The sequence below is a fragment of the Sphingobacterium sp. UGAL515B_05 genome (genome assembly GCF_033097525.1).
In the GTDB taxonomy this organism is placed as follows: domain Bacteria; phylum Bacteroidota; class Bacteroidia; order Sphingobacteriales; family Sphingobacteriaceae; genus Sphingobacterium.
In genome coordinates, this window is sequence record NZ_CP109907.1 from 3,754,483 (window position 1) to 3,780,414 (window position 25,932).

Genomic DNA, 25,932 nt, shown 5'->3' on the forward strand with positions numbered 1-25,932 from the left:
TCTTTTTAGTTATCTTTATCCACGAAAAGATTAACCGCTAGCTAAACGAATCTACCCATGAAGTATACGAGCGAGAAAGAGCTGCTTGAAGATTTCCTAAATGGGGAGGAGCGCGCTTGCGCTTATGTATATAACCGTTATTTCAGTCGTATTTGTTTATATGCATCGAGCTTTGTAGAGGAAAGCAAAGAAGCGGAAGACATTGCCGAGGAGGGATTTATACGGTTATGGCAGAGCAAACGAAGTTTTGAAAGTTTATCCCATCTGAAAGCGGCACTCTATCAGGCCACCCGCCATGTAGGGCTCAATAAGCAGACTGCCCGACAGCGAAGGATAAATCGGGTCGATAGCTATGTGGAGCAGCAGGAACAGGATCAAAAATCCCATTTGCATGAGCTTGTCTATGCCGAAACAATGGCCGAACTCTACGATGCCATTCAACAACTTCCACCCAAAGCACGGGAAATAATACAGCTGAGCTACCTCGAAGGCAACAGTAATCAGGAGATTGCTGATCTACTGCAGATTAATATTCAGACGGTAAAAAACCAAAAATTACGTGCCCTGGGTCTGCTGCGGCAGCATTTGAGACGAGATTCCTTTAATTACCTATTGTCATTAATCGTTCTTTTTGGGAAAATTTAATTTTTTTTTAATTGTTTTTGGTACTTTTTTCAATCGGTGTGGTATCTATAGATGAAATAGCTCAAAATGGATCCTAAAGAAGAAGAAAAACTCATCCGTATCAGTGCACTCATTCTCCAAAAAATGCAGGGAACGCTAACAGGCGAAGATCGATTTTTTTTGGAGAGTTGGCTACAGGAATCCGAACGGAACAAACAGATCTTTCAACGTTGTCTTGATGAGAAGCTGCAGCGTGATGCTTATACGCGTCTACAGGATTTTGAAACGCGACGTAATTTTGAGTCATTAAAAGCTAAAATTTCCTTCCATACTTCAAAGAAAGGACCTGGGCTCCTGAAACGTCTATTGCCTTACGTTGCTGCCGCCAGTGTGCTGCTGGCTCTTTCTGTGGTTTGGTATTGGAATAAGGATAGCAACCGGCTGGTTGAAACGCAGCGGGAGGGTGTAAATGATCGGCTTCCAGCGTCCCATCAGGCTGTTATCACACTCTCGGACGGGAGGCAATATGCTTTGAATAAAGGCGAAAAACAAGTTGTTATCGATGGCGGCGGCATACGCTATGAAGACGGACATGAAGTTGCACCGATCAATGCTGCGGTGTCTGCCAGAATCGAAACCCCACGGGGTGGTATCTACGAAGTCACTCTGCCCGATGGAACCCTGGTTAAACTAAATGCCGGGACGACACTTTCTTATCCGACAGTATTCGCTAAAGATAAACGCGAGGTAACGCTCCTTGGAGAGGCTTATTTTGAAGTTGCAAAAAAGAAGGATCAGCCTTTTATAGTTCATACCAAAAACCAGCAAGTACAAGTACTTGGAACGCACTTCAATATCAATGCCTATCAGACATCGGTACCTACAAAGACCACTTTGTTAGAAGGTAAAGTAATGGTAACGACGCTGCTCGGAAGTAAAAAAGTAACCTTATTGCCTGGCGATCAGTCTGTCAACACAGGTACATTGTTGACCAAACATCCGGTAAACGTACAACAAGAAATGGCTTGGGTATATGGCAAATTTAATTTTGACGGAAAATCACTTCGACAAGTGATGGATGAACTGTCCCAATGGTATGCCATAGATGTCGTGTATAAGGGCGATGTGCCTGATGTTTCCTTTTTCGGTGGAACATTCAGAACGAGCAAGTTATCAACTATCCTTAAGATATTAAAAGACCAGGATCTGTCGTATCATTTGACGGAAAATGGGAAACTCATTATTGAAAAAAATGATCCTAAAGCACAGAAAGGAGGGCAATAAAGAACGAAAAATTATACTTCACCAAACGATATGAATTAACAAATTGGACAGTGGATCCTTTCATCTAATCAGTGGATCCTACAATCTAACCTAACTAAACTAACTAGAATTAATGAAATTAAGTTGTTTTTCACAAGCGACCAAGCCCCTTTTATGGCTCGTTTTTGCTGTCTTACTCCAGCTGGGCCATAAGGCAAATGCGCAGACCGTTACCTATGCCGGGCACAATGTTCCACTGATGGATGTGCTGCAGGCGGTCAAACTTCAGACGAACTATGAGGTGCTCGGAGCCAAAAAGATATTGGAATCGGCAAAGTCAATTTCAATTAAAGCGGACAAAATGCCCCTTAAATTATTTCTTGATAAAATTTTAAGTCAGCAGGAAATCGGCTACACGATTGAATCAAAGACAATTTTTCTCGAAAGGAAAGCCAGTTCACGGAAATCCGAGCCTAAAAGCCTCCCCCAGGTAGAAAAACCATCCCAGAAGCAGATTCGTGGACAAGTCCTTGGGAAAGACCGTAAGCCGCTTTCCGACGTGAATATTTCACAGGTGGGCAATACCATCGCAGTGGTCGATAAAGATGGGCATTTTTCTTTTGTCGGTACTATGCAACCGCTTACATTCAGTAGGGTTGGCTATAAAAACTTCACGCTCTCTTTGGCCGAAAACAAGGATGAGTACAGTGTAGTGATGGAAGAAGAAGCGAATGCTCTTGAGCAGGTCGTTGTAACGGGGTACCAAGTGCTAAAAAAAGATTCCTACACAGGAACGGCGATTACGAAAAGTGGCGACGAGCTGCGACAGGTAAATCCGCAAAACGTCCTCCAAGCCATGCAGGTATTCGATCCATCGTTTAAATTGCTCGACAATAATCTTGCTGGATCCAATCCCAATGCCTTGCCGAATATCAATGTGCGCGGATCTTCATCTTTGCCTACTGGCGGGAACGAAGTGCTGCGAAGGGATAATATCACTACAACTATCAATATGCCGGCTTTTATATTAAACGGTTTCGAAGTGAGTGTACAGAAGGTTCTCGATCTGGATATGACCCGTATTGAAAGTGTCACGATCTTGAAAGACGCTGCTGCTACAGCCATATATGGCTCGAGAGCGGCCAATGGTGTGATGGTAATAACGACTAAGATGCCCAGGGACGGGAAATTGCAATTGACTTATACGCATGAGAGCAATATAAATATGCCGGATTTGACAGGATACGATGTATTGCATGCTGCTGATAAATTGGCCTATGAAAAACTGGCTGGGCTGTATGATGCAACAATTCAGCGCCAACCACAGGATGCATTGGATGAGCTGTATTATCAGAAACTAGCAAATGTGCTTGGCGGTGTTGACACCTATTGGCTGTCACAGCCAGTACGGACCGCGGTCGGACAAAAGCATGGTCTCTATCTAGAAGGTGGGTCGGAAAGTTTCCGCTATGGCGTAGACATGCGTTATCAGACCAGACCCGGTGTGATGAAGGGATCGGGAAGAAATCAATATTCGGGCGGGCTAAACTTTAGTTATAACCTAAAGGATAAATTTAGATTTCAGAATGAGCTTGCCGTAACCGTGGTAGACGGGCGTGAATCGCCCTATGGAAATTTTGCGGATTATGTAAGAATGAATCCTTACTACCGCATGACAGATGATCAGGGCAATATTATACAGGAGGCCGATGTATGGACAAGGGTTGCAAACTCAGGTAGTGCACAACGGGAATACGTCTTGAATCCACTCTATAATGCGACATTGAATAGCTTCAATAAATTGGGCTATACCGAACTGCTGAACAATTTTTCGGGGGATTTTGACCTGAGTAATGGGCTGCGTCTCCGGGGACAGGTAAGTTTGTTGAAACGTTTGAATACCGATGATAATTTCCGCTCGCCCTTAGCCAATGACTTTTATTTCTATCCTACGGCACAAACAGACGAAAAGGGTAGTTATACCAGTTATACAAACAATGAATTGTACTGGGATGCAAACATACGTCTCAATTGGATGCGTACGATTGATAAACATAGCTTCAATGTCGTGGGGGGAACCAATATACGGACAGAAAGCTATGACGAGCGTTCATTTCAAGCGATCGGATTTCCGAATGATCGGTTTACAAGTGTAGGATTTGCCAAGGGATATGCTGAGAATGCAAGTCCGTCGAGCAGTTTGGGTGCCTCCAGGTTGTTTGGAGCTTTTTTAAGTGCTAACTATTCCTATGATAACCGCTATCTGATGGATGCAACGGTCCGAATCGATGGATCCTCAAAATTTGGGGCAAATAAGCGCACCGCACCATTTTGGTCGACTGGTATCGGCTGGAATATGCACAAGGAGAAATGGTTCGCCAACGATGTTGTCAGCCAGCTTCGGCTGCGTGCAACACTGGGGCTGACGGGATCTGTGCAGTTCGATCCTTACATGTCGCGGACAACCTATAGTTACGATAAAAGCAATTGGTACTCATCGGGGCTGGGAAGTATCGTGCGTAACTATGGCAATGAAAACCTGACCTGGCAAAAGACCCAAAGTACCGATGTCGGTCTTGATCTAGGCCTTTGGCACGATCGTCTGACCCTTTCGCCACGCTACTACCATAAGATAACCCGTGATATCTTGGCTGATATAAACCTGGCACCTTCTACCGGATTTAGCGCTTATAAAGAAAACCTGGGGGACCTTGAAAATAAAGGATTTGAGCTCAATGCCAATTGGATTGCCCTTAAAAACGAAAAATGGACTCTGAGTCTATTGGCGAATTTGGTGCGGAACAGAAATAAAATCGTCCGTATTTCAAACGCATTGAAGAGCTACAACGAACGTGTCGACGAAGCTCAGCAGGGAACTGATTTAATGGCTGTTCCTTTGCTTCGTTATAAAGAAGGGCAATCCCTCGACGCTATCTATGCCGTTCCTTCTTTGGGTATCGATCCCGAGAATGGAAAGGAAGTTTTTATTAAAAAAGACGGGACGTTGTCGTATGACTGGGATGCAAGGGATATTGATGTCGTTGGGGTAGCTACACCAACAATGGAAGGATTTTTCGGAGGGACACTTCGCTATAAGCAATTTATGATGGTCGCTTATTTCCAAACGCGGATAGGAGGTAAAACCTATAACCAAACCTTGGTAGACCGTGTCGAAAATGCCGATCCACGCTACAATGTGGATAGTAGGGTTCTGGAGGAAAAATGGAAAAATCCTGGCGATGTTACCTTTTACAAAAGTATTCAGGATCTGGGACAGACAAGAGTGTCCTCGCGTTTTATTATGCCGGACAACTTATTTGCCCTACAGTCTCTTAATCTTTCTTATGATGCAGGGAAAGCGCTGTCGAAAAAATTGGCGCTGTCAAGCCTGCGTGTCGGCCTTGTTGCAAATGATATCTTTCGTTGGTCTTCGGTGAAAGTGGAACGTGGAATTACGTATCCATTTGCCCGAAGTGTGACTTTTACCCTACAGGCAGGATTATAAAAGATGGTAAATCCCATCCGAAGGATGGAAAAAATATGTACAGATGAAGAATTTAACTATAGTTTTAATACTGTTCACAGCCCTGAGTACGCTTTCTTGCTCCAAGTGGCTCGATATACAACCAGAAAGCGAAATTGACAAATCAGTTCTCTTCTCCACCGAAGATGGTTTCAAGGAAGCCCTGATTGGGGTATATACGCGTTGTGCAAAAGACGATCTCTATGGTAAGGAGCTAACCATTGGAACACCGGAGGTATTGGTCCAGAACTATGCATTATCAAGCAATGATCCGTTGCGTTACCAGCAGACAAAGTTGTTTAAATTTAATGACGGTAATTTTATTGGCCGAAAGGACAATATCTGGAAAGGTCTATACAATGGTATTGTTAATACCAATCTGATACTGGAGGAAATCGACCGTAAAAAACAATTGTTTACGGGAAGCAATTATCAATTGATCAAAGGTGAGTCGCTGGCTTTGAGAGCATATCTGCATTTTGATGCCTTGCGCCTATTTGGTCCGGCTCCGGTTGTAAATAACAAAATTGAAGCCATTCCATATGTAACGACCTATTCCAATAAGTCTACCAAATTGTCCACAGTGTCCCAACTATTGGATTCGGTAATCCGAGATCTGGAAGAAGCCAAAGAATTGCTGAAAGTTGACCCTATCCGCCTGAAATCCTATGTGGTTGGTTATCCCACTGTCGGTGACACGTTGAAAAATTCGGAGCTACAGGACAAGAGCCTCTTTTTACAGAATAGAAGGCACCGGCTTAACTATTATGCCGTGTGTGGACTGCTGGCACGCACTTACCTCTACAGTGGAGACAAAGTAAAGGCATTGCTGAACGCACGTGAAGTGATTGATGCCAAAAAATTTCCATGGACCAATGCCACTGATTTCCTTGCTGTCGATGCGGATAAAAAGGATCGGATTTTCTATAAAGAACTGTTGTTTGCCTGGTATATCCCGGCTATGAACAACACCTATAACAATGACTGGTTTCAGGACAACAACAGCGCGATCTATTTGGATCAGGATGAGGCAAAAACCATTTACGAAGTTGCAGGAGCCGGTGGCGGTGACATGCGCTATACACAATGGTTTGGAACAGTAAGCGTTGGAAATTCCTTTATATCATCTATTCACAAATATCGCCGGAATACGTTGGGTGACAGTTTTGCCGCCAATCTTCATTATTTGGTAGCTCCGGCGATCCGCTTGAGTGAAATCTACTATATAGCCGCCGAATGTAGCTACGAAACAGCACCCGCTCAGGCTGCAGCATGGCTTGACGAGGTCCGTGAACATCGAGGCATTGGTCAGAAAGTGGATATTTCGACAAACGCCAAACTCCGAACCGAACTACTGAAGGAATATCGGAAAGAAATGTTTGCCGAAGGACAATTGTTTTTTGCGTATAAACGGCTCAATGAACCAATTGTCGGACAGCAAGGCACTACAATTCCGGCCAGTCAACAAATTTATGTATGGCCGTTGCCGGATGATGAAATTATCTATGGACAACGGTAAATCGTAACCAAAATGAAAAAAGATACTTTATTACTTCTGCTATTGCTACTACCACTGCTGATGTTGTGTTCTTGCAAAAAGGCAGTTTTAGCGACCTACGACAGGTCGGCAAATGTTTATTTTGATTTGAGCGACGCTGATCGGGATAGCATTGTATATACTTTTGCCTACGATATGACCAAGGCGCAGGATACCATTTTTGTTCCTGTCAAAGTAATGGGATACCGTGACCAGCACACTCGGCATTTTGAGGCTTTCGTGGAAAAAGATTCATCAACGGCGCGTGCAGACCTGCACTATGATCCGTTGAAATCAGAATATCCATTGGAAAGTAATGCCGGTCGGGCCTTTATGCCTATCGTTGTGCATAATATAAGCGCGCTTGAAAGTCAATCTGTATCACTGCTCGTAAAACTTAAAGCTAGTGATGACTTTGGGGTTGAAAACCCAACACTGATACGGGCGCGAATTATTATTTCGGCCCAATTGGAACAGCCTGCCTGGTGGACCATGTGGCTTGATAATTATTCGCGGGTAAAACATCAGCTCTTCCTAATTGTCACCGAACAACGTTCGCTTTCGACGGTCGGGCTCGATGCACCCAAAAATCTCTACTTTGCAAATCTCTTGCTCATGATGCTCAACGATCCATTTAAATGGGTCAAGGATCATCCAGAAAAAAATTACGTGCTGAGCAGCAACGATAATGGACAGACCTACCAATTCTATCATGTGGACAATCCAAACCGAAGCATCTTATTAAGGAAAAATAGCGCTTCGGGTAAGTATTATTTTATAGATGAATCAGGAAAGGAAGTCAGATAGATGAAAAGAAATTTAAACAGATTGAGAGCAATACTATTTTTTGCTATTGTGTCTTTAACCCTATTGGCTTTCGAAAGCTGTTATAAGGACAAGGGAAATTATGCCATCGATATGCCTGATGGGCCGCAGATCTCAGGGTTAGATACTTTGTATGAAGCATCAGTGGGGGACAGCCTTATTATAATCCCAAAAATTACCGGCATCGATGCGGCTTCAGTGAAATGTAACTGGCGAATCGATGTGCCAGAGGCACTCGTGCCCGAAGCTAACCACTACGAAGGTCCCGCGCTGCGTATCGTTTTCGGGCTTCAGGCCAAAAGATATACGGCGCGCCTTACGGTGACCAATACGGGCAATGGGATGAAATATTTCTATAATTTTAAGATCCAGGGAACGACAGCTTTTTCGCGTGGGTCACTTGTGTTATCTGTCGAAAACGGGGTTAGTAAACTTTCGTTTATAAAGCCCGATAATACTGTACAGCCCAATATTTATGAGGCGATCAACGGCGAACCATTACCGGTGGATCCTATGCATATCCATTACTTAAAAAACCAGTTTACGGGAAATACCCCCTTGGGTTACTGGATTATATCAAAACAGGCCGGCGTGCGGCTAGATGTAAACAATCTTGTTAAGGAGGCGGTAAAACCCGGTACCCTGCACGATAACTTTTTTTTGGCACCGTCAACGATTGCTGTGGGAAGTTTGTTCGCCCATCCTCAAGGGGTAATGATGGGGGTGATCAATGACAAATTTTATGGGGGAACTACAAACACCTGGGATCAATCGAACACCTACGGCATGTTTGGAACTTATGCGGATGGGGACTACGCGTTAGCACCAGAAGTAGTATTGACAACAGTAGACAATAATTATAGCGTAATCGCTTTCGAAAAAAATAAAAAGCAGTTTGTCCGAATCAATATTTACGGTAGCCCTATGTATTTTGGTACCCAGTATAGTCCCGTCAATACTGAAATTTTTGATCCAACACAGGTAGGCATGGATCTGATCAAAATGGTGCAGATCAATAATACGGATACCTATGCTTATACGAAGGACGGGAGTGGTCATATTTATGAATTGAAGTTCAATGCAAATTTTAATGGACCATTTATGATCACCGCAATACATAAGAAGATCTTTATAAAACAAGAATGGATCAATGCGGAAACAAAGTTGGTGGCGACCCGAAATGGATATATTTATGTGGCCTACAAAAATCAGGTATTTCGCTACAACCCGCTCAATCAGCAAGTGGATCTATTGAAAACAACCATCAAATCGGATATAAGCATGCTCAAATTAGAGGACGATGAGAATACCCTGATTGCTGGGGCAGAAGGAGCGCTGTATTATATGGATATCCGTGTTGGGAAAAATGGCGAGTTGCTCAAAACAATTGAGGGTCTTCCCGGAAATCCTGTGGATATGACCTGGCGTAACTGAAAGGAATAATATAAAAATTGAACCAAACAAAAAAATATGAAAAATTTAAAAATAGTTGCCTTAGCACTGGCATTTTTGCCTATGACATCCTTTGCGCAGCAAGCTAGCTTCCAGATCAAGGGAAGTGCACCAAAAGCTTTCAATGGCAAGAAAGTGTATCTGGATTATATAAGAGATGGATTTCCGGCATCGGATTCATCGGCTATCGTGGACGGCAGATTTAGTTTCAAAGGAACAGTAGAGGAGCCGTCTTACTCCAGGATGGTTTTTGATCAAGACAGTAAGGGGAAATTAGTCGCACAGAATATTGGCGACCGTTTATACTTCTATTTAGGCAATGAAACTTACAATATGACCATCAAGGATTCATTGCGTACTGCTGCCATAAAAGGGTCGCCATTGCATAACGCCTATGTCGCTTATTTAAATGAAATTGGTGGTGGTTTCATGGATATCATTGATGCGGGGAATAAGGCCTTTGCGGCCGTAAAGCAAGATGCTCCCGATGCCAGCGAGCAGTATAAGGCTATTCATGAAAAGTTTGAGGCGCGTTTTGAAGCCCGCCGGGTAAAAGAGCTTGCCTTTGCTGCCAAAAATCCCAATTCAATATTCGCGGTGGACGCCCTTATTGATGCGGCCAACAAACGAAAGCTCAGTGAGATTGAACCTTTGTTTTTGAAGCTGTCCAAAGAAGTGCGTCAAATGACCAATGCGCGACAGTTGGAAGCGCGTTTTCTAGCGGAGAGAAGTGTAAAAATCGGCAATAAGGCACCCGATTTTTCCCAGCCGGATACGGAAGGGAAAATGATCAAAGTATCCGATTTTAAAGGCCAGTATGTGCTTATCGACTTTTGGGCAAGCTGGTGTAGTCCCTGCCGCGCTGAAAACCCCAACTTATTAAAGGCCTATAACAAATACAAAAGTAAAGGATTGGAGGTCCTTGCAGTGTCGCTAGATGATACCAAAGGAAAAAATGCCTGGTTAAAAGCCATCAAAGATGATGGTTTGCCATGGATCCATGTCGCAGATCTAAAAGGCTGGAGCAATGAGGCTGCGGTATTGTATGGCGTACGTGCTGTACCACAAAATTATTTAGTGGATCCTAAGGGAAACATTGTCGCTATCAATATAAAAGGTGAACTGTTACACCAAGAGTTGGCCAAAATTTTTGGAAATTAATGATCGAGCGTTTTGTTATCTCTTTTAAAGATAACGAAGGAAATTATAAGAAAAGAACGGTTTAGTGATTCGGGCGGCTAGCTGCTTGTCATTCAAAGCTAGGGATTGACTCCCTAGCTTTTTTTATTTTTTTATTTTCGTCAGCAATTTAAGCATGCTTGCCGCATAATTTTTACCCAGCTGCCGGTATCCGGCAGGACTGAAGTGTAGTCCATCGCCGATACCCTGGCAACCCGCAGAAGAAATGATATGGGCAGTCGGGATAGTAGCGGGCAATGTTTGGATGATACTGTTCATGCTTGCGCATTTACCCCCTGCTTCGGCCGATAGGAGTTCACCAGCAAGTAGGGGTACATCTTGGGCGTTCAGGTGCAAATCGTGCAAGAGGTTTTCATAGACTTTTTTTACTTTATTGGGCCATTCGCGATCGCCGGTATTGGATTCCCCCTGGTGAAGTAAAATACCTTTGATAATACCTTTCTGCTGTGCCATCTTGGCCAGGATGACAAGCCTTTCATAAGGATTATTGTCATAAGCTGCAAGCATGGATTTCATCCATTCGGGGGCCTTTGCGACATAGCTTGCCGTGCTATCTTGATCAAATAATTGAATATGGCAACCACCTACCGAAACGTTGATGACTCCGATCTCGATATTTTTGGGAAGCTTTTCTACAAGCGTTCTGCCAAAATAATCTGCAGGTGTAAGGCCTGTGTGGCAACGCGTGAGTGGTGCCCGGGCAGGATACCACTTGCCATACTGCCGTCCCAATTCGGGGCAATCTACTGCCGACAGCACATGAAACCGGCTGTTGGTGATGGTGTCCTGAGGTTCGAATTGTCCATGTCCCTCCATATTGGATTGTCCTAAACAAAGGTAAATATGGAAGTTCTTGTCTTGGGCAAAAGCTGTTGTTCCGGTAAAACAACATACCAAGAAGATCAGTAGCAGCATTTTAAATTGTGTTTGTCGCATCGTGAAGCATTTTATGTTTTTAAAATTAACCTATTTCGCGGTAAGTATGGCTTACCGCGAAAAGATAGTGTTTAGTTCATGGCAATAAATTTGAACTTAAATAATTGACAGGAGGTACCATAGTAATCCCAAAGCTGAAGATTGGAATTGCCGTCCATGGTACAGTTGGGTACATCCCAACCGCGTGTGGCATCTACCTTTGACGTAATTTTGTAATAGCCATTGGCTACAGCAGTTACCTTCCAGGCCTGAGCATCATTGCTATAGTTCTGCCAAAGCCGGATGGCAGTTCCAAGCGCATTGCTATTACTCGTCAGATCAATGCAGCGATTGCTTGCACTTGCTTTTGAAACAAAGCGCCAGTATCCGTTACCGGCATCTATAGCGACCCAGCGCTGTGCATTTGCGCCATTTCTGGTCCACGGTCTGAGCACTGCACCGTTGGCATCTTCACCTGATTTTAAATCAAGTACCTTGTTGGCATCGGTCTGGAATTCGATTTCGTAAATGCCATTATTGACCAGACTAGTGACCGTACAGTTAGACATGGGGTAATTGGAGGCAGCATACTGCTGAAACCACTGTTTAGCGGGAGCAGCACAGGCTTCCCAATCATTGTTAAAAGCTGTCCCGGCGTTGGGATCCCCTTTGTGGAGCAGATCGTCGGGGGCGAGAAGGTTCCAGCTTACATTGCCGGATTGATCCACAATATATTTTAAATTTGCACCAAAACCGTTTCCGCCAGCGGTACCGGTTGATCCCGTACCAAATGTGCCATATCCCTGTGGAGCCCAGTCTGTCTCTGTAATGGCAATGGGAGCAATGTCTGCAATAGGTTTAACATTGGTATTCCAGGCATTTTGAAAAGCTTGATAGGTATTGACACCACCCCAATACCCGGGGTAGATATGTACTGCATAGCCAATGTTGCCACCCGTAATCGGATTATTGACATAGCCTTGATAATGGGACTGCCAGCCAGTTCCTGGTATCCAGCATACATTGTTGGCACCGTTATTACGAATGATATTGACCAAGGGCTGAAAGAAAATTTTCAACGCAGCAAAATGCTCGTTGCCGGTCGTCCCCCAGTTGCCATTTGTTCCCAGAATCTCAACGGGTTCGTTAGCCAATTCAAACATCACATTGTCTGCATTCTTTAGTGATGGGTGCTGCGATAGGAAAGTCCATACGGTCTTAAGATAGGTATGATAGGCATCATTGACTGCGATACGGTGTGGACATACGCCAGGAGGACGCAAGATCACATACATGCCCCGGCTGCGGGCATGGTTGATTAGTGGAATAATGACCTGATCAGTATAGGTAACCAAGCGATTATAGTTAAATCTTGAGATGTCGTCTTCAGGAATAGGAGCGCCTGGATCATTGGTCCAATACGGATCGATGTGCAGACGGATATAATTGAGATACCAACCGTCGGCTGCGCTGCTGAGTTTGTCAATGACTGCTTTATTGTAATTGAGCGCACCCTGAACATTGTAATTATCCCAGGTGCAGTAACCGGAGTTGGCACCATGCTGGCAGCCATTGAACCAAGGGCTGGGTGTAATGGCCACTCCATGCAGGACAATATTGTTGTCGCAGGGATCTTTGAGGTACTTCCCGCCTACATGTAAGGTTGGTGTCGTTCGTGGCCAACCTGTAACGGCTTGGGCGGAAACATTGGATTTAAGACTTCTTTCGGACTCGCTGGTCAAGGTTTTTTCTTCCAGCCGCGAGCAGCTGGAAAAAATAGCTAATAAAAAGATCAGCAATAACCACATGTTGTTTGTTCTCATAATTTACATATTTAAAGGGTGATTAATGATCTTATTTTTTAGCTGACAATGCCTCAGCAACCGCCTGATAGGCTGGCTTTCGAACAAATCCTTCGGTCCATAAGCCGATGGGCTCTCCACGTCGCCAGAATGAACCTTCCTGGTCTGGACTATCCAATGGGCTCCATAGGGTGATACCGTACTGTTTATCCTTGGGAATGATCTCGAGGTATTTCTCAACGACAAACTTGTACATGTCGGCCTGCTGCTGATACATTTCAGTCGTTGCATTGCTAGTCTTTATGCCATTTCCCAAACCAATATCGAGCTCAGACACTTTGATCAGCTTGCCGGTGGCGGCCAATAGGTTAAACATACTGACGATATTGTCTTTGCTTGTGTTGATGTCGATGTGCATCTGGGTACCGATCCCATCCACCTTGGCGCCTTTGCTTTCGATGTAGCTGACATAGGCGATGAGTCCTTTGCATTTGTTGCCACTGCCTTCCAAACCATAGTCATTGATGAAAAGGAGGTCATTGGCATTGCCATATTTGCGGGCAAGCTGGAAGGCTTTTACGGCATAATCTTTCCCTAAATAATCTTGCCAGTAGAATTCGTCATCCGCCAAATCGATCTTTCCGATTCCGGTCTTCAAGGCATATTGATCGGGCCAGTCGGACATGGGTTCGTTGACGACATCCCAAGCTTTGATGTAACCTTTGGTTTTTTCCAGCATACCAGCAATAAATGTCTCCAGCGCTTTGGTGAGTATGGTTTCTTTCTCGGCAGGTGTTTTCTCAATCGTGCTACCTCCCGGGCTGCCATATCCTTCACCATTGGCGGACTGCGCTCTGGATGAATTATTTCCCCAACCGAACCAACCGTCAATATTGTTTTCAAAATCACTGTTGGCAATGAGGCTTGTTGAACTGCCAGTTTTTGTAAGCACAACCTTGTCGATGAAGATGGTACCATCGTATTGGCCAAAATTGATAATAAAACGGTTACGCGCGGCAGTTGCAGTCACTTTAAGTTCGTATTCTTTGTAGCTTGTCGTTAATGCTAATGAGCCCATGTTGTCGCCGGTGTAATTGGCGGTGGTCTGCAGATCGATGCCAATGTTGCCCGCTTTATTGCCTCGTGCGACAATCTTCAATACATATTCTTTACCCACTTCCGTCGGGTTGATATCATAGGCGGTCTGTGCTTCCCAGGCGTTGACAACAGAGGGGTTACTCATTTTTAAAGCGTGCCCCGCCAGGGCTGGACCTCCCGAACCTGGTATCACCACAGGTGCTATTAATTTATTGAGATAGGCCGCATTCTGTCCCGAGTGCCAGCAAAGGGTATGGCCATATAGCGCCATGTTGTTTTCCTGTGCGGCTGTGATAAGCTGTTCGACCCGTGATAGATTGAGACTTCCGTCGGCCTGCACAATGGAGCCATGTTTCATTTCATAGCCCATGACCATTTCTTCAAAATTTCGGTTAGCTAAGCGGTAAAGGACTCCTTTGTTAAAATAATCGTTCATATTGAGCGCAACACCGAGCTTAAATCCGGGGTTGCCTTGCTTATCCAGATAACTTTTTAATGGGTTGTAAGCATTGATATCTTCCTGCGTCAGTACTTGCTCCGGTTTATCGACGGCGTAATCCAGTGGCTGATATTTGGAACAGGAACTCCAGGCGGTGCCGAGCGAAAGTAGGATGACGATAGTTTTGTTGATTTTTTTCATCGTTGTTCGTTATAGAATTGATACTACTTTTTGATGGGTGTAAATGTTTCCATTTTTACAGATCTATCCCGCATCACGAGGGTATCCTTGCTGGTGACACTCATTTGTGTCATATCGATCGTGTAGGAAAGATAAAGTGCATCTCTGTCTGCATTGCCCCAGCTGTTTTTTTCGCCCCGTTTGACAAACTTACCGGTTCCTGTAGCGGAGATGCCAGCACTTGCCGAGCTAATGCTACAATTGTTGTCGTCATCAAAAGTTAAGTTCAGATTGACATTGATATTGACATCATCAGTTCCTTTAAAAGAAAGGGGTAAGATCGATTTCTTTAGCGCTGCTGTCGTGACGCTTTTGACTTCGTCTTTTTCTACATAAGCCTGATGTCTGACGATATTTTTTGTCAAGCTGTTATTGGCACCTTTGCCGACAATTTGGTCGGTACCCCGACGCAGGTAATTGCCGTGCCAGGGATTGATATATTTGAGTGCATAAAAGGTAAAATCTTTTGGTGCGACATCCCAATCGGATACAATAGCCCTATTGGCAGCCTGTAGCGAAGTTTTACCGGAGAGGATGGAATCGGCGTTAACCACTTTTGTCATCCTTAGAGGAAGTACGTAATAGGTTTCCAAGGATTTTGGGTCGGCAAAAAATGCGTCAGTCAGCTGTACTTCAACACCGCCTGTGAGACTACCACTTGGGATGTTAATTTGATTGCTGCTAAGCTGATAGTAACTGTTGGGTAATGCGGTAACTGCCTGCCCGTTTGGATAGCTAAGGCCATTCGTAAGGCTGTTGTCGACAACAAAATCGATACGGATGTTTTTTCCATTGTTGTATACTCCTCCAGTGGTTGCCATGACTTTCACCTTATGCTGGTTGTCGAGGCTGTTGTCAAAAATGTCTTCGCCTAGGGTTACCGTTCTGACGGGTGTCTGATAGGCGAAGTATACCGATTGAAATTCGAAATCTGGGAACTCCCAGTCGTTATTTTTGCAAGACGCCAGGCTTACCAAAGCCATGGCGTAAAGAAGATTGATCTTTTTCATTATGCGTGTATTAATGTTAATTCCATCCCGTATTCTGTACAAGATTGCTGTATTTGAGTACTTCACTGTACGGGATCGGACCGTAGTACATAAAGTTTTCATAAAGTCTATTCTCTACCGGAATCTCGGTATAGCTGTTGTTGCTTATACTGATTCCTTTTGCAGCAACGTTGATATCCAACTTCCAGCGACGCAGGTCCCAAAACCGAAACCCTTCAAAACAAAGTTCTAGTCTCCGCTCATTGCGGATCAGCTGCCGCATTTGCTCTTTGTTGTTTTTTACCTGTTCTAGGTAAGGATCGCCATTGTTGGCTCCTACACCCGCCCGTCTGCGAATAGCCTTGATGATGTCGTAGGCCGAGAAGGTAAAAGTACCCATGCCAGTAGGCCCCCAGGCCTCATTTGCGGCTTCGGCATAGGCCAGATACATTTCTGTCATCCGTATACGTGTATTGAAATGCATTTGTTGTGTAGAAGATGAAGGGTTGAGGTTTACATCTTGGCGCAGCAGCTTTTTCAGGTAATAGCCCGTCCGAGTAGATGTTTCGACCTTATTTAACCCATCGTTTGTTGGACTATTGGCAGCGGTATTGATAGCCGTGTTGCTTACGCCTGCCGTGGCACCATTGACAATAATGTAAGTCTTCAATCGGGGATCCCGCTTGTCGTACGGATTGGTTTTATTGTAAGCCGAATTGGCATCGTCAATGGGATAGCCATTTTCCATGGGAAAGGCATCGACCAGATTCTGTGTTGGATTGAGACGTCCTCTGCCAAACAATGTTGGCGGAAAATGGTCCTGTTCCATGCTGTTGCTATTTCCTTTGTCGGTGCGCCAAAGTATTTCGGCCGGATTGGATCCGGAGGTTAAGCCATCGACCACATCTTTATTGTACCAGGTGAATCCTTTCGGATCGATACCACTTGGTCCACCTTTGGCCTGGATGACCTGCCCCGCATAGTTGGCGGCTTGCTCCCAGGTTGTTTTGCTGCCCTCGCTGTATGCCGGACTTGCCGCCATTAACGCTGCTCGGGCACGAATTGCCTGCGCGATGCGCTTGGTCATGCGGAGTTTGAAATAGGCTCCAAATACACGGTTGTAATCGTCTTTATTGATTGTGCCTGCGTATTTGACCGGAACTTGACTGTCTGCACCGATGTCTTCATAATCCATAGGCAACAGGTCTTCTGCTTTTTTGATGTCATCGTAAAGTTGCTGCATGCAGGCTTCGAACGGTGCACGACTGTGGTTAAAATCCGAATTGACATCTTCGGGAGTCAGCAGGATAGGCACACCAAGTATCTCACCGGTACTCGACTTTCCGGCATGGGATTGCAACAGGTGAAACATAAATAGTGCCCGGAGACCATAAGCTTCACCTTTCATGCGATCGTTAAACATCGTACTGACCTTGGGATCCAAGGCCCATTCTACTTTATCACTTAGGGATAAAAAATTGTTGAGGTACTGTATGGCTGCATAGCTATTGCGCCATTGGTCGAAAGGATTGTTGATGCTTGTCCATTGTCCGGTTGCTGTTTTAAGGTAAGTATTGCTTTTATCGTTGCTCACAGCATTGTCTGTGGCGACATCATCAAAGCTATAGCTATTAGCCGGAACCCGGTTGTATCCATTTAAAAGTAGCCCTTGTGCGTAAAGGGGGCGACTATTGGCTGTTTCAATTTCAAGATTATTTTCAAGAGCCGGCTCAAACATATCTTCACAGGAAGAAAATAGTAAGCTGCTTAGGATGGCTATGGTTAGTATTCTTTTCATCATTCTCGTCTTAGATAGTAAAGATTAAAATAGTGCCTTCAGTCCGATGTTGAAAAAACGCATTTGTGGTGCTTGTCCAATATTCAATTGCATCGTTTCCTTTTCTTTGGCGATGGTCAGTAGGTTGGATCCCGTGGCATAAATCCCCAGTTCGTGTATAAACTTAGCATTGAATAGACGCTTTGGGAAATCGTAAGACAGCTGCACTTTGGATAGGTTGATGCGATCGGTCTTGTATAGCCAAAAGTCTGAGCTTCGAAAGTTGTTGTCACTGTTAAAGGTGGTAAGGCGCGGATAAGTTGCGGTCTCCTTGGTCGACTCTGTCCAGCGGTCACGTACGACCACTGAATATTTATCTTCCGCATCTACCCAAAAGTAAGAACTGTTTTTCATAGCTTTGGCTCCGAACTGTCCCGTTGCCGCGGCAAATAATGTGAAATTATTCCATTTGACGGTCAGGTTGCAACCTAATGTCAGTGGGGCACCGGCCCATCCGCCTTTGCCTAAGTATACTTCGTCGCGGGTATCGATGGTACCATCACCATTCTGATCTTTATACTTGATATCCCCAGGCTTGACTTCTCCAAATGTTGAAAAGGCAGCTTGGTCAATTTCACTTTGACTGTTATAAAAACCATCATGCTGTAAACCCCAGATGGCATCCAGTGGTTTTCCGGCTCTGTTTTGGTAAGCAAATTCATAGAGTTCGTCCCTTTTTACCGCCTTGGTCGTATAGTACATCCCGTTGAAACCCAGTGATACGAAGGTTTTGTTGATCTGTTTGTTCAGATTGATGCCAAAGTCGACACCCCTGCGTTCGTCGTCGTTAAAATTGACATAGGGAAGGTCAGAATAAACGGGCCAGTAAGTCATAAAATACATTGGGTACTGTGTTGCCGCCTGTACCAACCCCCCGCTCATCCGATTAACAAAGTAGGACGTATTAAAGGTGATCAGGTTGTTGTAGAGCCCACCTTCGAGGTTGATATTAAATTCCTTGCGTTTCGGGAATTTCATGTTGGGGTTGTCACCCCTGCGTCTGTCAAAGGTATGGACGAGGTCACCGTCGCGCCAGCTATACCATGCTGCGTCGTTATAGGTATAATACCCCTGATAGAGGTAATAGTCGCTAATATCCAGATCCGTGTTTAATATACCGGCCGAGGCGGATAATCTTAACTCATTGACGACTTTGCTGTCGATCAAAAAATTTTCTTTAGATAGACGCCAGGCGAGCGCTAAAGTAGGAGATAGGGCTCTTCTATTCCCTTGTGGTAATTTGGCGGAATGACTGTAAGCACTGCTAAAGTCAACATAATATTTGCTTGAATAATTGTAGCCCAACTGCAGCCCTAAGTTGGCATTGCTGGTTTTGTGGTAGCTGCCGGAGGCAGCGATCTGGAACGCATTGGCCAATAGGATTGCCGATACATGGTGGTCATTACCGTAGGTACGGTTAAAGTTTAGGGACCCATTGAGACCGATGGTCTGTCTATAGGTACTGCCACTGATATTTTGGATGCCTGAAATACGGTCGTCACCATATTTTGTGAGGCTACTGATAAGGTCTTTTCCATCATAGTTGTTCCACGATGCCTGATAAACAGCATAATTGTTGTTATAGGATTGGTTGTAATTTGACTGATAATCCACAGCCAGGTTGGTTTTGAAAACCAGACCTTCCAAGACGTTTTTTAGATCAAAATTTAAACCCGTATTAAATTGAAACTGCCGATTTAGATAGCGGTTTGTGCCGCCGGCATAAACGTTTGCAAAGGCATTGGTTTGATCCAGCTGACTTCCCCCAAGGAGATATTTGCCATCGATGAGAAAATTGCTGTTGTTGACATACACCATCGAGTTGACGTCACCTTCTTCGATCATATCAATAGGAATGAGTGGAGAGAAGCGATGTGGCCGCACGGTTGCTGCTGCACCCCAGTAGTCCGCATTTACCCCTTTGGAAATATAAAAACTGGCTGCTGCATCGACGTTCAGGGAGATCAGATCATTGACTTTCACATCGATGTTACCGCGCATATTGAATCTATTGGCGCCACCATTTTTTTTCGCCTGTCCAAAATTGAGGAGGGACCCTTCAGACCAAAATCCAAAGTTGGTATAATATTGTGCACGTTGATTGCCTCCTGAGATTTCAGCGGTGGCATCGTAGCGATTATAGTGATCTTTGATATAGTCCGATGAATAGTAATCCACGTTGGGATAACGATAAGGATTTGTTCCGGCTGCATGTTGGTAGATTGTTTCGGCACTATAGAGTGGTGATAATCCATCATTTTGTCGAGCTTCATTATACAATGTCATATATTCTGCGGAGCCAAGATATTGCGGATAGCTCATAGCCGCATTGATACCGCTATTGGCTCTAATTTTTATCTGTTGACCTCCGGATTTTCCGCGTTTTGTCGTGATGCTAATTACGCCTTTGGCTGCTCGGCTACCATAAAGAGCGATGGCATTGGCGCCTTTCAATACACTGACCTGATCGATTTCTGTTGGCATAACGTTATTGGCATCACGCGGAAATCCGTCCACTAATACCAAATAACCACCCATACCCCAAATATTACCGTTGTATCCCGGAATAAAGGCATCTAGATTTTCCAGACTGTAGGTGTTGTAACTCTTGTCGAGCAATTGTGGAACATTGATGGATTGTACATTGCCCATAAGGTCCTTCTTCTGAACTTTTCGGAAAGCGACCTGTACAAGTGTCGTACTATCGGTGCCAATACTGTCCGGACCAACAAATGTCGAGCGCTCCGGAAAAATATTTTTATGTTGTCTAATGGTTGGATTAAGTGATTCTTTCGCCATTCCTTCAGCGGTAGCTATCCAACTCAATCCAAGACATAGTGCTATTCTTAATTTTTTGTACTTCATTTTTTGAATGATTAAATGAAAAACTTGTTACCAGCCTGGGTTCTGATAGAACTCGGGATACATGTTGACATCTCTGACCTTTAGGGGCAACCAGTAATGCTTGCTTGTAAACTTCCGTTCCAAAAGGACATTTTCTTTCATGTTGACGACGCGGTTTTGGGATGGATCTACGGTGTTGAAGGTTCCTGCCCGATCAAAAACAACCGATTTTTTTAAGGTGTAAGGTGATTCGGTCAACAGCAACCAGCGTCGCAGATCATTAAAACGATGACCTTCAAAAGCGAGCTCCACAGCTCGTTCCCGCCGTAGTTCAGGTAACAATGCGTTAGCCGAACCTAGAAATTTGGCATCTACATGACCCACGCCAGCCCGATCCCGAACGATATTGATCGCATCAACTGCTGTTTTACCGTAATTGTCGGCTTTGCCTGTAGCTGAGTTGGAAGCCATCATGGCGGATTCGGCGTACATCAGATAGACATCAGATAAACGCATATAGGGCACGTAAATATGAAGATTGGATCCATAATTATAGGCTTGATCATATTTGTTGGCTGTTATAGGGACAAATTTACGTAACACGTAGCCTGTCTGGCTGCCAGACTGGATATCTCGATAGCTTCCATTACTGTAAAGGTTAGCGTATCGATTTTTTTCGTCCTGTGTATTTCCCTGGACGACTTTTGTTCCATCGAAAATGATGTCCTTATAAAAGCGTGGGTCGCGATCTTTCCAAGGGTATTCGGCATTGTAACCTGATTCTGCGTCAGACTGGGTAATGTCTTTGATCGGTAAACCGTTTTTCATACCATAGTAGTCGACATAATTGGCTGTTGGAATAAACTTCAATGCATCTCCGTCGGAGACGACCAGCGGAATGTACTGTTTACTGGTACCATAATTCGATACCCATGCGTCAATGTAGGGCCCTCTAAATATAGCTTCTGTACTGCCGGGCATGGCCCAATTTTGGCCTGTTGTGTAAAAATTCAAGTGAATATTGGCCATAGGAACAAGGGCGTAATTTGTCTGTCCGCTTTCGACAAGTGAAAGTAGTTCGCCAAAGGCCTGAGCTGCTTTTTTACAATAGTCGGTATGATAGGTTTTATTCCCGGTAGACTGAAAATTCATCAAAGGGCTTCCCGCCCAAAGATAATTTTTGCCAAGATAAGCAAGGGCCATGATTTTGTTGATGCGCAATTGATTTTTCCCCAGGGTACGTTTTCCGGCAGTGGTATTGTCCCAGTCGATCGGCAATAGATTGGCCGCTTCTCTAAAATCGGCCGCAGCAAGATCCGCACAGGCATGGTAGCTCAATCTTGCCAACCGCAGCTTTTCGTCACTTGGAAGTACATAATTGATGTACGGCATCCCGCCAAAATATTCCATCAGTCGGTGGTGAAACCAACCTCGGAAAAATAACAATTGCCCCTTGATCAGGTTCTTTTCTTCGGAGGTGGCTTCGGTTAATTTGTCAATATTTTCTAGTCCGAGGCTTACTTTTCGCAGACCAAACCAGGCCGCGCTCCATAAATCGCGGAAGGCGCGGTTGGCAAATACATCCCCATTGATGGTGGTAAAATCACCCTGATCCATCCAGCCGGAGCCCCAGCCGTCGGATTCTCTTTGCCAACCCCAAAAATTACCGTTGTCGATTTTGTGAACGAAATGATAATTTCCAGCTGTTGAGGTCATTTCATCTTCACCCCAGTTCCACGAGTTGGTCCAGTAGTTGTTGCTGAAGTTGACAACACAGCTGTATAACTCTTCTGTATAGCCCTGAAAGTTAATAAAGTTTTTAAATGCTTCTTTGGAGGACACATTGGACTGTTCTTCTTTATCCAGGTATTTTTTACACGAGAGTAGGGAAGTTGAAGACCAGATCACAGTAGATATAAAGATTACCTTGAAATACTTTTTCATAGTGGTAGGATTAAAATGTAATGTTTGCACCTAGATTAAACCGCTTTACCGTAGGGTAGGCACCCTGTGATGCCCAGCCCGTACCGGCATAATTGGATTCACGGTCGTCTGGCATTTTGGACCAGAAAACTAAGTTGTTGCCATTTAGAAAAATGCGAAGGTTTTGAAGCCCAAGGCGTTTGATTACGCTGGATTCCCGATTAAAATTGTAGGCAATTTCGGCTGTTTTCAATCGAATGTAGGAACCATCAAACATATACCGGCTACCGGGTGTATAAGTACTCGACTGTGATAACCAGCGTGGTAGTGGTACGTCTGCATTGACATTGTCTTTTGACCAATAGGAACCTTCGTCATAAGCGAGGTTAAGCTGGCCCGAGAAGCTGTTGAAAACAACTTGCCGGGTGACATTATTTACGGCATACCACTGGGTCATGACACTGAAATTCTTCCAATCAAATCCAATGGTATAATTATAAGTGTTCTGTGGAACCGAAGGAAAGGCGTAGGGAATATTGTCCTTAGCATCGATAATACCATCCCCGTTATAATCCAGTATATGATAATTGCCGGGTAGTTTCGCTAGGTCATTGCTTTCGTGCGCGGTACTCGAATAAAGTTCGTCCCAAGTATTGTAATATCCGGAGCTAACATAAGAATAGGTTTGACTCACTTGTTTGTTATCCGGTTTCTGATATTCGGGCAGCAACTCGGGTGCATCGGCATTGATGACTTTATCCTTGGCATGGGTAAAATTGATATCAGCCCATATTCTCCAGTCGGTATTGAGCTGTCTGTTAAATTTCAGTTCTACTTCAAACCCTTTATTCTGTACCTTACCTAGGTTGGCTGTAGGTGCCTCCATCCCAAAGTAGGAAGGAATGGCTCGGTTGGCGCCGCTAATCAGGACATCTGTCCTACGGTCTCTAAAAAAGTCGACTTTACCGGTTATCTGGCTATTGAACAGACCGAAGTCGAGGCCGACATTGAATTTGTTAACTTTTTCCCAGCGGATATTTGGATTGCCAAGCGCACTTTCCTTATACCAGATATAAGGACTGGTATTGCCGTCGGAGTAGGAGTAGCGGCCTTCAACCCCCATGCCAGCGGTGCCCCCATATGCCCATTGGGTTAGGTACAGAAATTGACGGCCGCCACTATCGTCACCGATGTCACCATAGGACGCACGTAACTTGAGCATATTCAGAAACGAGATAGGCCTCATAAACTCTTCTTCAGTAACTAGCCAGCCTATCCCACCGGAATTGAAAAAGGCAAATCTATTGTCAGGACCGAATTTTTCTGATCCCGTATAGGCTCCATTGTACTCGAGCATATATTTATTTTTGTAGTTGTAGGTGGTGCGGAATACCCAGTCTTCGCGATAGGAGGGAATCATACTCCCTGTTCCGGTCTGATTGCGGTTAAATAAACCCATGGCAGTGATGTTGTGATTCTTAGCGATGGTCGTTGCGTAGTTTAACTGCAATTGATAAAATAATCTTCGATAGGTAGACCAGTCTCTGACCTGTCCGGCACCGGTTGTCCAGTTTATGCCCTCGACGAAGTCAAATCTATTTGTACCATCGAAAGCGATCTGATAGGTTGGCAATCCCGTATTGGGATCGATCCATTTACTTTGTGTACTGTTGTTGGCATCATTGATACCGCGGCCGCCCTCGACAAACGTGTTGTCCAGTGAGATTGTCCCACGAACGTTAAGCCCCTTCGTTAAAAACTTAAGATCTTGTTCGAGCGTAAAATCTGTTGTAATACGACTGGTGGTGATGTATTCGGTTCCGCTAAGTGCCAGCACACGGGCAGAGTTTATCCCGGCTTGTGTGTTTAAGGCATAGTAACCCCAGGTACCGTCTGAATAGCGTGGATAAATGACATCTGGAGCTACCGTATAGGCAGCGATCCAATAGGAATAATCGTTGCCGCCGCCCCATGGACTTTTTTTGACACCGCGAGACCCTGCCAAGTTGGTTGAAAATTTAGTTGTGGGAGTAAGCTGGAAGTCTAAATTGGACCGTACATTTAGACGGTTAAAACCGTAGCCAGCTTTATAACCGCGAGCATTTTCGAACTGGCGGAACATATCGCCTTCGTAAAGAAAGTCCGCATTGGCAAAATATTTGACAAAGGGTGTACCACCAGCAATATTGACGCTGCTATTTTGTGAAAAAGCGTGGCTTTTAAAGAGTTCTTTTGCCCAGTCGGTATTCACATAACGTTCGCGTTCCGTCTGGTCAGCGGGAAAACGGTATTTATTGATGACGTCTTGTGGAAGATAGTTGGCCCAACTGGAAGGAGAAATCCCTAACTCATATTCGATAACTTTGTTGCGTAGCATCAAAGCATCGTACGAATCCATTTTTCCCGGAAGTTGGGAAACCGTTTTTACAATGTTGTTGACGGTACCGCGTATCAGCATTTGCCCTTCTTTACCCCGCTTGGTGGTGATTAAAATAACGCCATTGGCCCCTCTAACACCATAGACAGCAGTTGCCGAGGCATCTTTGAGGACGGAAACAGTTTCGATGGAACTGATATCAACGGCAGATAATGGTCGTTCCACCCCATCGACCATGACTAATGGGTCGGTATTATTCCAGGTACTGCGTCCGCGGATCACAATACGGGGATCTTCCTCGCCCGGCATACCGGTACTTGCCGTGGTAATGACACCGGGCACATTACCGGTCAATGCGGCGCCTACACTGGAAACACCACCTGCGCGCTCGAGGATTTTACCCGAAGTTTGCGCAATGGCGCCAACGACAGTTTCCTTTTTTTGACGACCATAGCCGACAACAATGGTTTCCTCGATTTCGATAGACTTATCGCTTAGTTGTACTTCTACCGTGTTCTTATTGTGGATATCCACTTCGAGTTGGCCATATCCTAGCTTGGAGATGGTCAATAAATTATTATCTGCAGGGACTTGGATCGTGAAAGCTCCATTGTCATCGGTAGCCGTGGCTAGCGAGGTGCCTTTTACCCTGATGGACGCACCGCTCACTTTTTTATGGTTACTATCGACGACAATGCCCCTTATCTGCCTTTTGGCCTGAGCATAGAGTGTTGTCTGTCCAACATAAAGCAGGAACAGCAGTAAAGTGAATGGCTTAGCTATACCCCATAGCTTTTTCCAATGCCTTACTCGTGTGATTGTACATGTAATCATCATCGCATTTGTGGATTGATAAATAGGTTTAAGAATTCTTGGTTAAATTTTCTCTAATTGGCTAGATACGTTTGTATCGGTGTTCCCTTAGTTCATTTTGATAAAAAATCTAAGGGACAGTCATGGATCATCAGGTACTGTCATATGCTGTATAATAATTGGTTAAATTTTTTATAACTATATAGCAACCGGTTGCATTGTTTGCATATA

At 44.6% G+C, this 25,932-nt stretch carries 15 protein-coding genes; 7 read left to right on the top strand and 8 right to left on the bottom strand.

The features are described from left to right. Positions 1 to 57: 57 nt before the first annotated feature. The 7 genes from OK025_RS15300 to OK025_RS15330 all read left to right on the top strand — a co-directional run bounded on the left by OK025_RS15300 (position 58) and on the right by OK025_RS15330 (position 10,385). Positions 58 to 645, top strand: a complete 588-nt coding sequence (locus OK025_RS15300; RefSeq protein ID WP_120332415.1) for an RNA polymerase sigma factor — start codon at positions 58 to 60, stop codon at positions 643 to 645. 66 nt (positions 646 to 711) lie between these two features. Continuing rightward, positions 712 to 1,908, top strand: a complete 1,197-nt coding sequence (locus tag OK025_RS15305; protein ID WP_317665011.1) for a FecR family protein — start codon at positions 712 to 714, stop codon at positions 1,906 to 1,908. A gap of 112 nt (positions 1,909 to 2,020) precedes the next feature. Beyond that, positions 2,021 to 5,392: a SusC/RagA family TonB-linked outer membrane protein gene (locus tag OK025_RS15310; protein WP_317665013.1), complete on the top strand. Its 3,372-nt coding sequence runs from the start codon at positions 2,021 to 2,023 to the stop codon at positions 5,390 to 5,392. Between the two features lie 43 nt (positions 5,393 to 5,435). Then, positions 5,436 to 6,929 (top strand): RagB/SusD family nutrient uptake outer membrane protein, encoded by a 1,494-nt coding sequence (locus OK025_RS15315; RefSeq protein ID WP_120332417.1) that lies wholly within the window; start codon positions 5,436 to 5,438, stop codon positions 6,927 to 6,929. 12 nt (positions 6,930 to 6,941) lie between these two features. Next, entirely contained in the window at positions 6,942 to 7,754 is an 813-nt protein-coding gene (locus OK025_RS15320; RefSeq protein ID WP_201667630.1) for a DUF4843 domain-containing protein, read from the top strand. Next, entirely contained in the window at positions 7,755 to 9,206 is a 1,452-nt protein-coding gene (locus OK025_RS15325; protein ID WP_317665016.1) for a PKD-like family lipoprotein, read from the top strand. It abuts the gene before it with no gap. A 36-nt stretch (positions 9,207 to 9,242) separates the two neighbouring features. Continuing rightward, positions 9,243 to 10,385: a TlpA disulfide reductase family protein gene (locus tag OK025_RS15330; RefSeq protein ID WP_317665018.1), complete on the top strand. Its 1,143-nt coding sequence runs from the start codon at positions 9,243 to 9,245 to the stop codon at positions 10,383 to 10,385. Positions 10,386 to 10,508: 123 nt separating this feature from the next. On the opposite strand, the gene OK025_RS15335 is transcribed toward OK025_RS15330, so the two are convergent. The 8 genes from OK025_RS15335 to OK025_RS15370 all read right to left on the bottom strand — a co-directional run bounded on the left by OK025_RS15335 (position 10,509) and on the right by OK025_RS15370 (position 25,725). Continuing rightward, positions 10,509 to 11,360 (bottom strand): sialate O-acetylesterase, encoded by an 852-nt coding sequence (locus OK025_RS15335; RefSeq protein WP_317665020.1) that lies wholly within the window; start codon positions 11,358 to 11,360, stop codon positions 10,509 to 10,511. Between the two features lie 71 nt (positions 11,361 to 11,431). Then, positions 11,432 to 13,162: an RICIN domain-containing protein gene (locus tag OK025_RS15340; RefSeq protein WP_317665022.1), complete on the bottom strand. Its 1,731-nt coding sequence runs from the start codon at positions 13,160 to 13,162 to the stop codon at positions 11,432 to 11,434. Between the two features lie 31 nt (positions 13,163 to 13,193). Beyond that, on the bottom strand, positions 13,194 to 14,879 hold the full coding sequence (locus OK025_RS15345) for an endo-1,4-beta-xylanase (protein ID WP_317665024.1): 1,686 nt from the start codon (positions 14,877 to 14,879) through the stop codon (positions 13,194 to 13,196). Positions 14,880 to 14,902: 23 nt separating this feature from the next. Next, a complete protein-coding gene (locus OK025_RS15350) occupies positions 14,903 to 15,928 on the bottom strand; it encodes a DUF5627 domain-containing protein (RefSeq protein ID WP_317665026.1) in 1,026 nt (341 codons plus the stop codon). 16 nt (positions 15,929 to 15,944) lie between these two features. Next, positions 15,945 to 17,708 carry a RagB/SusD family nutrient uptake outer membrane protein gene (locus OK025_RS15355; RefSeq protein WP_317665028.1) on the bottom strand — a complete coding sequence of 588 codons (1,764 nt, stop codon included), beginning with the start codon at positions 17,706 to 17,708 and terminating at the stop codon, positions 15,945 to 15,947. Between the two features lie 21 nt (positions 17,709 to 17,729). Beyond that, entirely contained in the window at positions 17,730 to 20,609 is a 2,880-nt protein-coding gene (locus OK025_RS15360; RefSeq protein WP_317665030.1) for a SusC/RagA family TonB-linked outer membrane protein, read from the bottom strand. A 27-nt stretch (positions 20,610 to 20,636) separates the two neighbouring features. Then, positions 20,637 to 22,532: a RagB/SusD family nutrient uptake outer membrane protein gene (locus OK025_RS15365; RefSeq protein WP_317665032.1), complete on the bottom strand. Its 1,896-nt coding sequence runs from the start codon at positions 22,530 to 22,532 to the stop codon at positions 20,637 to 20,639. Between the two features lie 10 nt (positions 22,533 to 22,542). Next, on the bottom strand, positions 22,543 to 25,725 hold the full coding sequence (locus OK025_RS15370) for a SusC/RagA family TonB-linked outer membrane protein (protein WP_317665034.1): 3,183 nt from the start codon (positions 25,723 to 25,725) through the stop codon (positions 22,543 to 22,545). Positions 25,726 to 25,932: the final 207 nt, after the last annotated feature.